Annotated in this window: 11 protein-coding genes; all 11 read right to left on the reverse strand. The window is 45.7% G+C overall.

From position 1 onward, the window contains the following. Window positions 1-3 precede the first annotated feature (3 nt). The 11 genes from B9A22_RS16275 to B9A22_RS16325 all read right to left on the reverse strand — a co-directional run bounded on the left by B9A22_RS16275 (window position 4) and on the right by B9A22_RS16325 (window position 14419). Complete coding sequence (locus tag B9A22_RS16275) at window positions 4-1014, reverse strand: amidohydrolase family protein (RefSeq protein ID WP_084577005.1); 1011 nt, start codon at window positions 1012-1014, stop codon at window positions 4-6. 346 nt (window positions 1015-1360) lie between these two features. After that, the gene (locus tag B9A22_RS26350; protein ID WP_281252401.1) at window positions 1361-1489 is read right to left on the reverse strand and encodes a hypothetical protein; all 129 of its coding nucleotides are present in this window, start codon (window positions 1487-1489) and stop codon (window positions 1361-1363) included. 565 nt (window positions 1490-2054) lie between these two features. Then, entirely contained in the window at window positions 2055-2834 is a 780-nt protein-coding gene (locus tag B9A22_RS16285; protein WP_084577007.1) for a basic amino acid ABC transporter substrate-binding protein, read from the reverse strand. Between the two features lie 211 nt (window positions 2835-3045). Then, complete coding sequence (locus B9A22_RS16290) at window positions 3046-3546, reverse strand: mismatch-specific DNA-glycosylase (protein WP_084577008.1); 501 nt, start codon at window positions 3544-3546, stop codon at window positions 3046-3048. Window positions 3547-3548: 2 nt separating this feature from the next. Next, complete coding sequence (locus tag B9A22_RS16295) at window positions 3549-4790, reverse strand: metallophosphoesterase (protein WP_084577009.1); 1242 nt, start codon at window positions 4788-4790, stop codon at window positions 3549-3551. Between the two features lie 192 nt (window positions 4791-4982). Further along, complete coding sequence (locus tag B9A22_RS16300; RefSeq protein WP_084577010.1) at window positions 4983-6212, reverse strand: NAD(P)-dependent malic enzyme; 1230 nt, start codon at window positions 6210-6212, stop codon at window positions 4983-4985. Window positions 6213-6238: 26 nt separating this feature from the next. Then, a complete protein-coding gene (locus B9A22_RS16305; protein WP_281252402.1) occupies window positions 6239-7576 on the reverse strand; it encodes a 2-hydroxycarboxylate transporter family protein in 1338 nt (445 codons plus the stop codon). 125 nt (window positions 7577-7701) lie between these two features. Continuing rightward, window positions 7702-8406 carry a response regulator gene (locus B9A22_RS16310; protein ID WP_084577011.1) on the reverse strand — a complete coding sequence of 235 codons (705 nt, stop codon included), beginning with the start codon at window positions 8404-8406 and terminating at the stop codon, window positions 7702-7704. Next, the gene (dcuS, locus tag B9A22_RS16315) at window positions 8403-10010 is read right to left on the reverse strand and encodes a DcuS/MalK family sensor histidine kinase (protein ID WP_084577012.1); all 1608 of its coding nucleotides are present in this window, start codon (window positions 10008-10010) and stop codon (window positions 8403-8405) included. Before dcuS ends, B9A22_RS16310 begins: the two co-directional genes overlap by 4 nt. Window positions 10011-10178: 168 nt before the next feature. Further along, complete coding sequence (locus B9A22_RS16320) at window positions 10179-13274, reverse strand: efflux RND transporter permease subunit (RefSeq protein WP_084577013.1); 3096 nt, start codon at window positions 13272-13274, stop codon at window positions 10179-10181. Next, the gene (locus tag B9A22_RS16325) at window positions 13274-14419 is read right to left on the reverse strand and encodes an efflux RND transporter periplasmic adaptor subunit (RefSeq protein WP_245824027.1); all 1146 of its coding nucleotides are present in this window, start codon (window positions 14417-14419) and stop codon (window positions 13274-13276) included. Before B9A22_RS16325 ends, B9A22_RS16320 begins: the two co-directional genes overlap by 1 nt. Window positions 14420-14604: the final 185 nt, after the last annotated feature.

Below are 14604 nucleotides of genomic sequence, written 5' to 3' on the forward strand. Positions count from 1 at the left end.
TCATTAAAGATCAATGCCAAACAACCTTTGGGCATTTCCCGCGAAGATTCTTTCAATATCCGCTGAGGACAGCCCTGACTTTTCTACCATATCCACAATGAACTCCGCTGGAACAAATGGCGAGTCACTACCATACATCACATAGTTTACCCCGCCCATTTTCTTAATGGCATATCGAAGATCATCCCCAGAGAAATTGTTGCAATCCGTATATACATTTTTCAAGTATTCACTAGGAGCCTTTTTGTTTTTCATCTCCGGGAAATGCTTTGAAAACCGGGTTACTTGATAATCCAGTCGGTCTATTAGATAAGGAAGCAACGACCATGTATGAGGACAAACAATCTTTAGATTGGGAAATTCATCAAGCAGTCCGCTTAAAATGAATTTAACCATAACTATTGCATCATCAAACCAATATCCCATTAAACCCCCGATAAGATAATTTCCATAATCAGTATTCATTGGAGACCCTGGATGAAAAATAAGGGGAATGTCCTTTTCCGCAAGCACTCGCCAAATTGGCTTTAGAGTAGGATGGGCTACAGATTTTTTGCCTCCGATATACGGGAATACTTGCAGACCTATGAAATCCAGCTCATCAATACATCTTTTCAATTCCGCAACAGCATCCTCAATATTTCCATAACCAAGGCTCGCTATACCGCGAAAGCGATTAGGATAACAAGCTACTATTTCCGCAATTCCATCATTAGCAATTTGCGCAAGCCTATCGGCGTCAGCCGTGTAGAATCCATTGTCCGGCCCGGCAGGACTCAACGTTAAAAGACTCGTTTCTATTCCTGCGTCATCCATCTCTCTTAATTTGCTTTGAATGTTAATACCACTTTTGGTCGTATAATAAGGCAGCTTATCGTAAGAAGAACCATGTATAACCCAGATATCATCATTTTTCTTTTCAAGAAACGGATACTGAGTGCGCCCGGAAATTTCTTTCAGCCACTTTTCAGGAAGGAAATGCGATTGAACATCAATAATCTTATGCTTTCCCATTTTTATTACCCCCTCATACCCCGCATATTTTTTAGCTACTAAACAAAAATCTCAAAAAAAAGAAACTCTACCTGTTCACAGAAGACCGCCTCCAATTATTGAATTCATTTAATACACCATTCATCTGTCTCTCTTTATTGTATAGTTACTAAATTATTTTGTCAATTTTATTTTAGTTGCTAAATATTTTTAGGACAATTGTATGCATCACGGGTGTTATACAATAAGACGCAGACCATATCAAGGCTTACCTGCCAATTTTGTGCTGCGAAAGTTGAGATACTATCTAATATTTTTTTAACATTTACCCACGAACATTATAGAAAATAACCAATCAGGATGCGATTCAAATGTCAGCTGTATCAGGAGTTACAACGTATACCACTTCGTCACTACTTTCCTCGGAATCCTCAAGCGCGGATACTACTGAATCTACAACTGACAGCACAACAACTACAGCTACATCCTCATCCACTACATCTGATACTGCAGCCTATTCACTAGAAATAACTCCTGCTTTAATAAAGGCTGCTCTTCAAAACACATATACTTCACAACTTTTTGATTCATATCAGGGCTCCACTATTTCCAATTTATTTTTGTACGACTATTACAACAATCTATCATCTAACTCATTAAACTATGTTGTTTCCTCCGACACCGCTTCCTCTACTACTACAGCTTCTTCATCAAGCACGCTTGACCTTTTAGTTTAGGATGTTATCCAGCCTGGCCTCTTGGCAGGCTTTTTTGCATTCCATCCCGCCCTCTCCCTAATCTCAATCTCAGTCCTACGCCATTCCGCAATCTCACACGATATGGTCCAATCCAAGTGTATCGGACCACCTGCGGAAGGCTCACCCTCCTCAGTTTCTTGCTCTGGCTCCGGCTGCTCTACTTGGATTGGTTCAGCAACGGGCGGTCCGATATTGGCTTGTACCGAAAAAGGCACCGTATGCTTTGCGTAAAGTCCCTTTTTGTCGACGATCTGAAAAGACGTACCAGCACGAAGGCCGGTACGTCTTTTTTTCTACCCTATATTATTGCGGCTTTTTACCAAACCACTTTTCGTAAACTTTAGCATACTCGCCATTTTGTTTGATCTCATCCAGCGCTTTGCTAATTTTTCCGGCAAGCTCGGTGTTTTTCTTGGCTACTGCTACACCATATTCTTCAGCATTAAGCACTTCACCCACTAATTTAGCATCTTTGCTGCCGCCTTTAGTCAGGTAGTACTCGTTTACCGGCAGGTCGTTAACAACAGCGTCAGCGCCGCCAGCCTTGAGCTCAAGGAAGGCTTCAGACGCACTGTTAAATTCACGAACCTTAGCATCCTTAATCTTTTTAGCTTCTTCAGCACCGGTAGTTCCGATTTGTACAGCAATTCGCTTGCCTTCAAGGTCTTTAAAGGTTTTAATGGCATTGTTGTCGGCTTTCACGATAATGGATAAGCCCGACTTATAGTACGGTTTGGAAAAATTAACTTTTTTAGAACGTTCGTCCGTAATGGTCATGGCTGACGCAATTACGTCAATTTGGCCGCCTTCCAACGCCGGAATCAGTCCGTCAAAAGCAGTATTGACAATTTGAACTTCTGTACCCATTTGTTTGCCAATAGCCTTCATCAGGTCAACATCAAAACCTACATAGTCTTTGCTTTTTTCGTCCTGGAATTCAAATGGCGGGAAGGTAGCCTCGGCCCCCACTTTCAGAACTTTAACAGCCGCTGGCTGAGCTTGCTGGCTTCCGCCGCATCCAGTCAGACCCACAGTCAAAACAAATAAGGTAAGGATAATAAAAGACATCGATTTCCGTGACATAGTATGTACCCCTTTCAACATGCATAATTCTCTTATAATTATACACAACCCTATATTTACAGCCAACTCCGCTAACCGTCCAATTTAAGAGAAAAGCAGGCGCTTGCTTCAGCAAGCGCCTGTCTTATCCCTTTTACTAAGATTTGTGTCAAAAAACTGACACTACCCTCCTGCCGCCATAGGCTCAGGCAGATATTTTTTGCTATAATTTCTATAGTAACTGCACCAATTCCTGATAATACGCTAACTGATCATTAAACAATATCCGAGTCAGGCCGCTGGGCGACGGTACAACAAAATCTGTTACTCCGCTGATCACGCTGATTGGCTGCATGCCGCAGGTTACGCGAGTCCTCCCAGCAAACTCCTTATATACCCCCACCCCAGCGAAGCAGGCAATCTGTGGCTTGTAGGCAATAAGCTTTTCTTTGAGAATTTCCCGCCCGGCCCGGTACTCCTCCTTGGTTATTTCCTCGGCTGCCCGGCTGGGGCGAGCTACGATATTAGTAATGCCTATACCAACGGTCAGCAGTTTGCTATCTTCTTCCGGCTTAAACTGATAGGGCGTAAGCCCTGCCGCAGCCAACAGCCTCCAAAACTTATTCGAGTGACCGGCAAAATGATGCCCTGTCTCGGCAGACCTGCGCCCAGGATTGAAGCCAATAAACAGGATTTTTAAGTTATGGTCAATAATGTCCGTAACTTGATTCATGGCTATTTCCTCTTTAATGTAAAAATACTGATTTCTGCCGGACAGCCAATCCTAACCGGCAGCCAATGCCCTGTACCTACGCTGACATAGCCGAAGGAGCTGTCCTGTTGGAACATTCCCCTCATATATTTATATTGTACAGGTAAGATTGACCTACCAAAAATAGCTACCTGGCCGCCATGCGTATGTCCGGCCAGCGACAACGGCACCCTGGCGGCAAATGCGTTATCAAAAAAATCCGGGTGATGGGTCAAAAGAACGGTAAAAGCCTCTGCCGGTATTGCCCGTACAGCCTGAGTAAAAAACTCCTGCCGCTTTGCTTCCACCTCAGCCTTATTCTTACCCCAGGGATAATCGACACCAGCCAGGTATAAGCCATTGCCTACTGCCTGATTCCTGTTTTCCAGAACAGTAACCGGACTAGCATCCAGCGCCCTGCGGATACGTCCAATATCCCGAAAGTATTCATGATTACCCCAGCAGTAAAAAATACCCTGAGCCAGCTCAGCTTGAAAAGCAGCCAGTCGCTGCATCGTTAGCGGTAATAAATCTAGATCATCGACTAAGTCGCCGGTGACAGCCAAAAGCTCAGGGTTTTCCTGCTTAACCATAGCCAGCACCCGATCAAGCTTGTCCATACCAAAAAACGGTCCAATATGAGTATCACTGATTTGGGCAATTTTAAAACCGTCCAGCGCTGGCGGCAGCTGGGGAAAGGGCAATGTATGCCGGTTAACAACAATATTGGTGTCTCCGCCAATTACCCCATACGCACTAACAGCCATCGGCACTGCCGGAACAGCGGCAATTGCCCCCTGCAGAAACTGGCGGCGCGTTATTCCCTCTGCTGGAATAACCTCCGTGTGAGAGGGGTCTGTCCCCACCTGCCCAGTCATTTGGCTAACCTTACTCACCAGCCATCGTACGCTATGGCCTGCCAATAGTAAAACCAGCATAAAAACCAGACCAACCATCCACACATAGGCCGCGTAAATAAGGTACCGAAACCACTCGCCGGGAAAACCGCTGACTGGTCGCAGCCAGCGGCTAAAGATAAGAGTACCTACCGCTAAAAACGTGGCAATCCAGTAGCCATACCTAAACCCTTTCCCGGCATAGACCGGGTGCCATTTAGGCAGAATCCGCCCACCTAGCCACGTCAATCCTAATAAAAGCAGAAATATAAACAACATTGCATATAAAGAAGGACCTTGCTGCATATGCACCTCCGTTTTTTTCAACATAACCAGCTATCGCTGCCGCATGTTTTCTAGTGTAATTATTTCCTTAAATTATCTTTAGTATAGTGGATGAGAAAAAAAAAGAAAAGCTGCCTGCTTTTACATAGTTTGATTCTTCAGGGTAAAGAAAAGGCCCTGACTCGTCGTCAGCGCCTTTTCCAATAAATTCATTCACTCAAATAGTGGGTAGTCCCGCTATCGCCCCAGTTTAATACGGGCAGCGGTCTTTGCTCTGATTTCTTCAGGATCTACCTGAATTCTTGCTACTCCTGTTTGCATTGCCACCCGGGCTACAGCGGCAGCAACTGCCGGGGCAACACGTGGATCAAATGCATCTGGCACAACAAAATCGTCTCTTAATTCAGCCTGAGGAACCAAATCTGCAATTGCATAAGCTGCAGCAATCTTCATTTCTTCATTAATCTGACGAGCGCGTACATCAATAGCTCCCCGGAAAACGCCTGGGAAAACAGTTACATTATTAACCTGGTTAGGCGCATCTGAGCGCCCTGTACCTGCTACCCTTGCCCCGGCAGCCTTGGCTTCAGCATAACTTATTTCCGGCTCAGGATTAGCCATAGCCACTACAACAGCATCCGGATTCATGGCACCGATGATCGCTGGCGTAAATGCTCCTGGTGCCGAAACACCGATAATAACATCAACCCCTTTGGCCACATCACTCAAACTGCCCTGCTGCTTTTCTCTATTGGTTACTTGGGTCAACCGTTCCTGAACTCGGTTCAGCCCAGACATTCCCGCATACAAAGCTCCATTAATATCTACCACTATAACATTTTTTGCCCCGGCGTTAACAATTAAACGAGCAATAGCTGTACCGGCGGCCCCTGCTCCATTCACAATAATCTTGGCACTAGCTAATTCTTTCTTCACTAATCGCAGTGAATTGATAACTGCCGAAAGTGCTGCTATTGCCGTACCATGCTGGTCATCATGAAATACAGGGATGTCCATTTGGGCTTTAAGCGCATCTTCAATGTCATAGCATTTCGGTGAAGAAAGATCTTCCAAATTAATTCCGGCAAAGGTCGGCTGCAGCAACCGTACCACTTCAATAATTTTATCAGGATCTTTGGTGTCAAGACAAATCGGAACAGCATCAACATCACCAAACACTTTAAATAAAACAGCCTTACCTTCCATTACTGGCAGGGCAGCCTCAGGCCCTATATCCCCCAAGCCAAGTACCCTGGTTCCGTCACTTACAACTGCCACCATATTTCCCCGACAAGTATATTCAAACGATAAGTCCTTGTCATTTTTAATATCCTTACATGGCTCAGCCACACCAGGCGTATAGGCTAAACTTAAGTCATGCCTGTTTGCAAGAGGCACTTTGCTAGCCACAGCCAGCTTTCCTTGGTGTTTTTTGTGTAATTGAATTGCTTCTTCCCGAATACTCATGTTCGCACTCCTTTTTTCAAATGTCTTTACTGCGACATCTTCATTAATAACGTGGCTATTACTATCATGCAGGCGCCACCAATTCTGGTTGATATCTGGGCAAACGGCATCAATTCCATCCGATTGGATGCAGATAAGATAGCTACGTCACCAGTACCGCCTAGACCACTATGGCAGCCTGTCACAATTGCCGATTCAATGGGATACATATTTAAATATTTACCAATAAAAAATCCCGAAGAAATCATCGCTAGAACGGTAGATGCACAGATTGCAATATAACCGGGATCTGCCAGCACGAGAACAACATCTTTCCACGGAGTATACAAAACACCTAAGCCAACTAATAACGGCCAAGTAAGACTTGCTGAAATAAACCGGTACATATGATAAGCACCCTGTTCCATTTTAGTCGGCATGAGGTTGGAATATTTAACAATTGCGGCAGAGAAAATCATGATAATGGCTCCTGGAATCCCAATAAAGGTCTCAGAGAACTTACCCCAAATAAAGAAGCTGCAAGCGATCAATAGCCCTGCTCCCATCAGCGGAAACTCTATCGGCTTATCCGCAGTTTGCGCCGTTAACTGGTCTTTATCATTGCCTGTTCGAACAAGTACTCCATTACCACTAAGTTCGGGTCTCTTTTCTCCCAAACGCTTCAAAAATCCGGCGACCATGATTGCAACAATATTTCCCAGCATAGCTGCTGGAATAAGCTGAGGGATAAAGGTTTCCTGAGGTTTCCCCAGGATTTCAGAATAAGCAATAGACAGCGGAATGATACCTTCGCCAATACCTCCGCCTACAATCGGGATAATGATATAAAAAAACGTACGATACATGCTATAACCAAATAGCGAACCTACAAATAACCCCGCAGCAATCGCGGCAAGAGTCCCAACGACTAGCGGAATAAACATGCGCACAAATCCCTGAACTAAAACCTTTCTATCCATGCCGAGAATACTGCCTGCCACCAAGCAAGAAATATATAAATACAGGAAATTAGATCCTTTCATTAGTGCCGTGATCGATTTCATTGCCGAAGGATTGATGAGATTATAGAAAACCATAATTGAAGGAATAAATATGGAAAGAATAGCTGGTCCGCCGATATCTTTTAACACCGGAATCTTTTGTCCTACATCGCCTAAAAGTATCCCCATAATCATGATAACAGCAAATCCGCCGATCATATCTGCTGGAAGTTTGCCGTAAATAGACGCAGCATAGATGATAACCGCCAAAACAAGGTACAAAGGGAAAGGAATCACTCCGACTTTAAAATTAATAATTTTCATGAATGCGTTGTCTGATACCGGCTCTGTTAACTGTACTTTGTTCAAATTATTACTATTCACCAATACACCTCCTAAGTTATTTGACTTAATACTAAACTGTCATGCTCGAATTGCATATCTTATTCAATTTATTAAAACATTTTGTAACTAAAGTAAGTAAAAAAAACCGGCCTGGCAGCCGGTTTTTATAAGTAGCGTTTTATTATGGTGCTTTCTGAATTTATACATCGATATCTATATACGGGTCTCCCCACAGTTCCGTATACCACTTCCATGCTTAAAATATCTATGTGTTTCAAAAAATCCAGATATTTGCGCATAGACACTCGCGAAATTCCTACACTGTTCGCCATTTCCTCTGTAGTAAAAGACTGCCCCTTTGCATATCGTATGTTTTCCCATACTGCATTTAGCGTGCTGCGGCACAAACCCTTGTTTAACTCCGCTTGTCCTTGCTGCTCTCTGCCTAAAATGCGCCGATCTAGTTCAGTCTGACTCATAACATCGCGGTTGCGCATAAATACCGCCTGATTGCGGTATTCAGAAAGAGCGGTATTTAACCGCTCAAATTCAAACGGCTTAATCAAGTAATCGACAGCACCGTTACGCAAGGCTTTCTTAATTGTTTGCATATCACAAGCGGCTGAAACCACAATTACATCTATATCTTTGCCCTTGTCCCTGATTTGAGTTAATAATTCCAGCCCACTTGTCCCAGGCATGAATATGTCCAGCAAAACAAGGTTAATATCATGTTTATTGAGCAATCCCAAAGCTTCATCGACAGTACGAGCCATAGCAATCAATACAAATCCGTCTATCTGTTCTAGATACCGTCGATTCAATTCAGCTACCATCGGGTCATCTTCCACAATTAAGACTTTAATCATTCTGCATCACCCTTAATTCGGTATGGTACACGTACAACAAACCGCGTACCTTCTCCTATTTCTGAAAACACCTCAATTGTCCCACCGATTCGTTCGAGACTGCGTTTTACTAAAAACATCCCTAGTCCGCGATTTCCATTTTTAGTAGAATACCCTTTAGCAAACAGCAGCTGCTGTTGTTCTTTGGTAACTCCCGGCCCGGTATCAGCTACTGCTATGTGCAAAATCCCCTCGTTATATATACAATCCACCCCAACACGTTTTACATTAGAACTAGCTACAGCTTCCAACGCATTGTTCACAAGATTACCTACCACCGTGACTAATTCCTGGGCTACCTCGGTATCGGCGGGCTCAGGCAAGAAACTTTCTTCTGAGAGAATTAAATCTACACCAGCTTCTCTGGCATGGCTCAGTTTACCCAACAAAAATCCTGCTAATACTTGATCCTTTATCCGCCGGACTACAAATCCAACTTCACTCTGATAATGCTGAGCAACATTTTTTATATAGTCAGCCAGCTGGTCATAACATTGCAAACGCACCATACCGAGAATGACATGCAGTTTGTTCATGAATTCATGGGCTTGTGCCCTTAACGCCTCGGCATAATTGCGTACACCTGTAAGCTGTTCCGCAAGTTGGCGAATCTCAGTTTTATCACGGAATGTGGCAATAGCTCCCGCGATCTCACCATCCACACACACAGGAACGCGATTAGTCAATAACGTTATCCCCTTTAAATCCTGCTCCTGATCTAATTCTGCGCATCCTGTTTTTAATACGTCTGACAATCGGGTATTCGGCACAAATGACTCCACATCTTTTCCCACAGGATCTCCTTGGATTCCGGCCTGCTGTAACAACCGGATTGCTTCACCATTTACAAGTGTGATCCGGGCGTTTTTATCCACAGCGATAATCCCCTCCCGTACCGACAACAACATTGCGCTGCGTTCCTCCAGCAATTTGGCAATAGCAATTGGCTCCAACCCAAACAGTGTCTTTTTTATGCTCCGTGCCAACAGCAGTGCCCCGACGGCACCCACCATCAAACCAAAAACAACGGCAAGATAGATAAACATTCTACTCTTATCTACCGCATGTTGTACATCATTAAGCAAAATGCCTACCGCAACAGCCCCAACCTGTTTTCCATCACGAGTTACTATTGGTGCAAAGGCACGTAATGAAGGCCCCAGCGTTCCTGAAGCCATGGACGTATATTTTTGTCCGGAAAGGGCTGCTTTTTCGTCGCCGCCTACGAACTGTTGACCGACCTTACTACTGTCAGGGTGGGATTTCCGGATACTATTCATGTCTATAACAACGATAAACTCTACCTTTGTAACACTACGAATCTCTTCAGCAAAAGCCTGAATTTCCATTTCGTCACGCCGGCCAGATAAGGCTTCAATCACCACCTCAGAGCGGGCAATAATCTGAGCAATATCGGTCGCTTTTTCGTTTAACGCTTTTTGTGTACTGGCAAAGACATTGGAGCTGATTAACACATTAGTTACTAATAAAGCCATGGCAACAACACCACAAACAAGCAGCGTAATTTTAGTCTGCAAACCAATAACAGGTTTATTGGCTTTCAAAAATTCATCTCCCATCGTAATTAACTACATGTTGTTGTGTTCGGATAACCCATCATTTATTCCTTCCTCAATACTATTTCAGGAACTTTAATCACCTCTTTTTTATAGTATTTTATATTATTAAAAACGCCTGCTTACCGGAAATCCGGCAAGCAGGCGTTTTGGGTTTTAGCCTATAGCTTCTATTTTTGTCTTATTGCTGCTCCACTTGTTTTTCAACCTATCAATCAACAGATATACCAGCGGCACAATAACCAGTGTCAGTATCGTCGAGGTAATGAGACCGCCGACTAAGACTACGCCCATAGACTGACGCAGTTCGGCGCCTGCACCAATGCCAAGAGCAATGGGCATCATGCCAAAAATCATAGCGGCTGTGGTCATAAGAATCGGGCGCAGCCGCACCGAGCCAGCCTCAATTAATGCCTCATTAATGTCCATGCCCTGCTCACGCAGGGTGTTAGTATAGTCAACTAACAGAATGGCATTCTTGGTTACCAGGCCCATGAGCATGATGACCCCAATGAGGGACATGATATTGAGGGTTTGTCCGGCGATTAGGAGACCCAAAATAGCACCGATAAACGAGAATGGCAGAGACAGCATAATGGTCAATGGGTGAATGAAGCTTTCGAACTGGGCAGCCAACACCATGTAGATCAGGACGATGGCTAAGAGCAATGCACTGCCAATCTCCTTAAAGGAATCCTGCATGGTTTGGGCTGAGCCGACAAACTTGTGTGAATAACCTGTCGGCAAATTCAGGCTTGGCATAAGCGCCGTTACTTTATTGATCACATCACCGGCAGCTACGCCGATGACGTTGGCATAGACAACAACCTGCCGCTGACGGGCTTCACGGTTAATCTCGTTCGGTCCGGCTGACAGCTTAATCTCGGCAACATCACCCAGACGGATAAAACTGCCTGTCTTGCTGGCAATCCGGAGGTTAGCCACATCATCCATACTCATACGGCCTTCGGCCGCAACTTGCACCCGGATGTTGTAGTCACTGTCACCGGCGTTGTAGCGGTTACGGGTGGTTGAGCCCATGAAAGCCATTTGGACAGTGCTGGCCACAGTGGATGCATCCAGGCCAGCATCACTGACCCGCGTCGGGTTAAGCTGAACTTCTACCTCAGGCACCGACTGCTCGGTGGAGATGTCCACATCGGTTGTGCCTGGAATTGCTTTAATTTTTTCAACAAGTACCTGGGCGTTCTGCATCAGCACATTCAAATCAGGACCACGCAAGGCCACCTGCACCGGGCGAGAGTCACCCCGGCCCACCCCTTGTCCTGTTTGTACGGCAATTTTCAGATTGCCGACAGTCTGGAACTTAAGACGAAGCTCGTCCATAATCTGGTTCATCGAGCGTTTACGCTCACTGGCCGGTTTGAGCCGGATGCCTATGCTGGCTTTATTTGTCTGATTACCTGAACCAATAGTGATATATGAGCTTTCTAATTCGGCGATGCTAATTATTTCCTGTTCTATGGGAACTGTCAGCTCTTTCATCTTATCAAGCGATGTGCCTGGCGGCGCTGACAGCACAACGTTAAACTCGCCAGAGTCATAGGTCGGCTGGAACTCAGTTCCTAAAAACGGCAGCAGCAGCCCATTGATAAATAGTGACAGCACAGCTAGAGCCACTAGCTTTTTCGGACGTGCCAGAGCCCAGGTCAGCGTCCTGCTATACCAGGCCTGAAGGTCTAGAAATGCTTGCTCAAACTTAGCCAAACCGGCGTCTAGCCAACGCCCCGGGCCTGAAGCCGCGCCAGTTCCATGTCCTGACTTGAGCCAATAGGCTGACAACGTGGGCGTTAAGGTAAAGGCGACAAACAGCGAAAACGCAACCGCAAAGGCTACAGTCAAACCAAACTGCTTGAAGAACTGTCCGATAATGCCAGTCATGCTGCCTACCGGCACAAATACAGCCAAAATGGATAACGTAGTGGCCATAACAGCCAGTCCAATCTCGGCGGTGCCATCCCGAGCGGCCGCCATCGGTGATTTACCTTGCTCCATATGGCGGTAGATGTTTTCAATAACAACAATGGCGTCGTCAATGAGGATACCAACCGCCAGACTAAGACCCATGAGCGACATGTTATTGAGGGTAAAGCCCATGGTTTTTATCATGAAAAAGGTAGCAATAACCGAGGTTGGAATGGCGATAGCACCAATGATGGTAGCACGGACATTTTGCAGAAATAAAAAGGTGATAACAACCGCCAAGAGACCACCAAAAACCAGCGACATCATTACGTCATGCACGCTGTCCTTAATATAGGTTGAGCTGTCACGGGTAATCTGTACCTTAATATCGCCAGGCAGGGTTGTCTGTAGATTGTCGATAGCTTTTTTTACTTTAGTGGCAACATCAACAGTATTGGTGCCTGACTGCTTCTGCACTGACACCAGTACACTGGGCGCGCCGTTGGCCCTGGCAATTGTCCGGACTTCCTCCCAGCCGTCAACAACCTGAGCAACATCACTAAGCTTAATCAGTCGTCCATCCTGGTTGGCCACAATAATGTTTCTAATATCGTCAATACTTTTATACTTAGCCAAAGTACGTACTGTCAGATCCATGTCTTTTTCAATGACATGGCCGCCAGGGGCGTTGAGGTTTTGGGTATTTACGGCATCCAGTACCTGCGGCATAGTAATCTTGTAAGCTTCCAGTTTCTTGGGATCAAGCTGTATTTGAATCTCACGGCCAGCTGCGCCATATACACTGACATCGGCCACGCCGTCAATCCGCTGTAGTTCGTCTTTTACGACATCAACAGCTAATTTCCGGACTTCACCTGGGCTCTTGGTGTCAGATGACATACTCATAAACACAACAGCTTGGGCGCCAATATCAAACCGCTGAATGACCGGTTCATCAATCTGGTCTGGCAGCCGCTTGCGGACAGTTGCCACTTTTTCGCGGACTTCGTTGGCTGCCAGCTTGGGATTGGTGCCAAACTCAAACTCAATAACAACCTGAGATACACCCTCACGGGTGACTGAGGAAAGATTTTTAATCCCGGACAGCGAGCTGACAGCATCTTCGACCGGTTTAGTGATAAGACTTTCCATCTCTTCCGGTGAAGCACCACTGTAGCTTACTGATACCGTAACAATCGGAAAATCAACATCCGGATTGAGGTCAATGCCAAGTGATGGGTATGCTTTAAGCCCGAATACCACCAGCAGCATGACCAGCATGACAGTAAATACCGGCCTCCTGATAAAGGTGGCAATAGCGTTCATTACTTACCACCGCCTTGCACCGGCGTAATTTCCATACCGTCCTTAATCTTGTTTTGACCGGCAATAACAATGGTTTCGCCAGCGCTGACGCCGTCAAGCACTTCGGCCCAGCCGTCACCCATATAGCCCAGCCTGAGTGTCCGCTGCTGCACTTTATTATCTGCTGTTACCACAAATACGGTTTTTTGGTCTTCTTTAAGCACTAAAGCACTTTCCGGGACAGCTACCACGCCCTGATGTACCTTAGCGGGGGCAGCCACTTTTGCAAACATGCCAGCCTTAAGGATCCCCTGGTCATTAGGAATAGTAACCTCGGCAGCAAAGGTCCGGGCCGGTGTAGCCGCTACCGGCGACAACCGGGTAACTGTGCCGGTAAACTCCTGCCCACCGAGGGCATCCACTTTCACTTTAACCATCGAACCTACCATCAAGTCATCGATCTGCGATTCGCCGACAGTTGCCTTGGCTAAAAGGGTGGTGGTATCGGCCACTGTAACAATGGCTGAACCCGCCCGTGCAAAGGTGCCTGCCTGAACGAAACGCTTAGTGACTACGCCACGTTTGGGCGCAGCCACGGTAGCGTTATTCAGCTTTTCCTGCAGCAACATACTATTGCCTTCTGCAGACCGGACCTGACCTGCGGCAAGGTCACGCTTGGTACGGGCGGTATCTAATACCTGAGCCGAAATAGCTCCCTGGCCGGCTAGCGCCGAATAACGCCGGTAATCAAGCTCAGCCTGCTCAAGGCTCGATTTTGCCGCCATCAGATTGCCCTCTGCCTGCATGACTTGGGCGGCCAACTCACTGGTGTCAAGTTCGGCAATAACCGCGCCGTCCTCAATCACATCGCCCTCACCTACAGTAAGCACATTAATCCGGCCATCAACCTTTGCCGAAATATCAGCACTCCATACCGGTTCCAGGCTTGCAGGAAACACCAATAGCGGCGTAATATCCCGCCTGTTAACAACTGCTACTTCAACGGCCGCGGCCTGTAACTTAGTCATTTGGCTGGCCCGTGCTTTATTGCCAGCAATATTAGTATAGACGCGATAGCCGACAACACCAGTCAACAACAGCACAACAGCCAAACCTAAGGCTACTCGCTTCTTATTTTCAAACAGCATGGTATCATCCTTTCGCATTATTTTTCTTTTTGACTACCTGGTCAGATTTATATTATATCAATTACTATCACAAAATGATATACGAAACAAAAGAAACCGCTATACTAAAATAGCGGTTTCTTCTAACATATATTATATTTTTTGTTAATCCCGTCATAATTAGCCAGTGAATCACATACGGCATATAGTATAAGTACTTTTTT

Origin of the sequence: Sporomusa malonica (assembly GCF_900176355.1) — a bacterium.
GTDB classification, from domain to species: domain Bacteria; phylum Bacillota; class Negativicutes; order Sporomusales; family Sporomusaceae; genus Sporomusa; species Sporomusa malonica.

Bases quoted from the DNA above. Each gene is read 5' to 3' on its own strand.
- B9A22_RS16275 (WP_084577005.1), bottom strand. From the start codon at position 1,014: ATGGGAAAGCATAAGATTATTGATGTTCAATCGCATTTCCTTCCTGAA.
- B9A22_RS16285 (WP_084577007.1), bottom strand. From the start codon at position 2,834: ATGTCACGGAAATCGATGTCTTTTATTATCCTTACCTTATTTGTTTTG.
- B9A22_RS16290 (WP_084577008.1), bottom strand. From the start codon at position 3,546: ATGAATCAAGTTACGGACATTATTGACCATAACTTAAAAATCCTGTTT.
- B9A22_RS16295 (WP_084577009.1), bottom strand. From the start codon at position 4,790: ATGTTGAAAAAAACGGAGGTGCATATGCAGCAAGGTCCTTCTTTATAT.
- B9A22_RS16300 (WP_084577010.1), bottom strand. From the start codon at position 6,212: ATGAGTATTCGGGAAGAAGCAATTCAATTACACAAAAAACACCAAGGA.
- B9A22_RS16310 (WP_084577011.1), bottom strand. From the start codon at position 8,406: ATGATTAAAGTCTTAATTGTGGAAGATGACCCGATGGTAGCTGAATTG.
- B9A22_RS16320 (WP_084577013.1), bottom strand. From the start codon at position 13,274: ATGAACGCTATTGCCACCTTTATCAGGAGGCCGGTATTTACTGTCATG.
- B9A22_RS16325 (WP_245824027.1), bottom strand. From the start codon at position 14,419: ATGCGAAAGGATGATACCATGCTGTTTGAAAATAAGAAGCGAGTAGCC.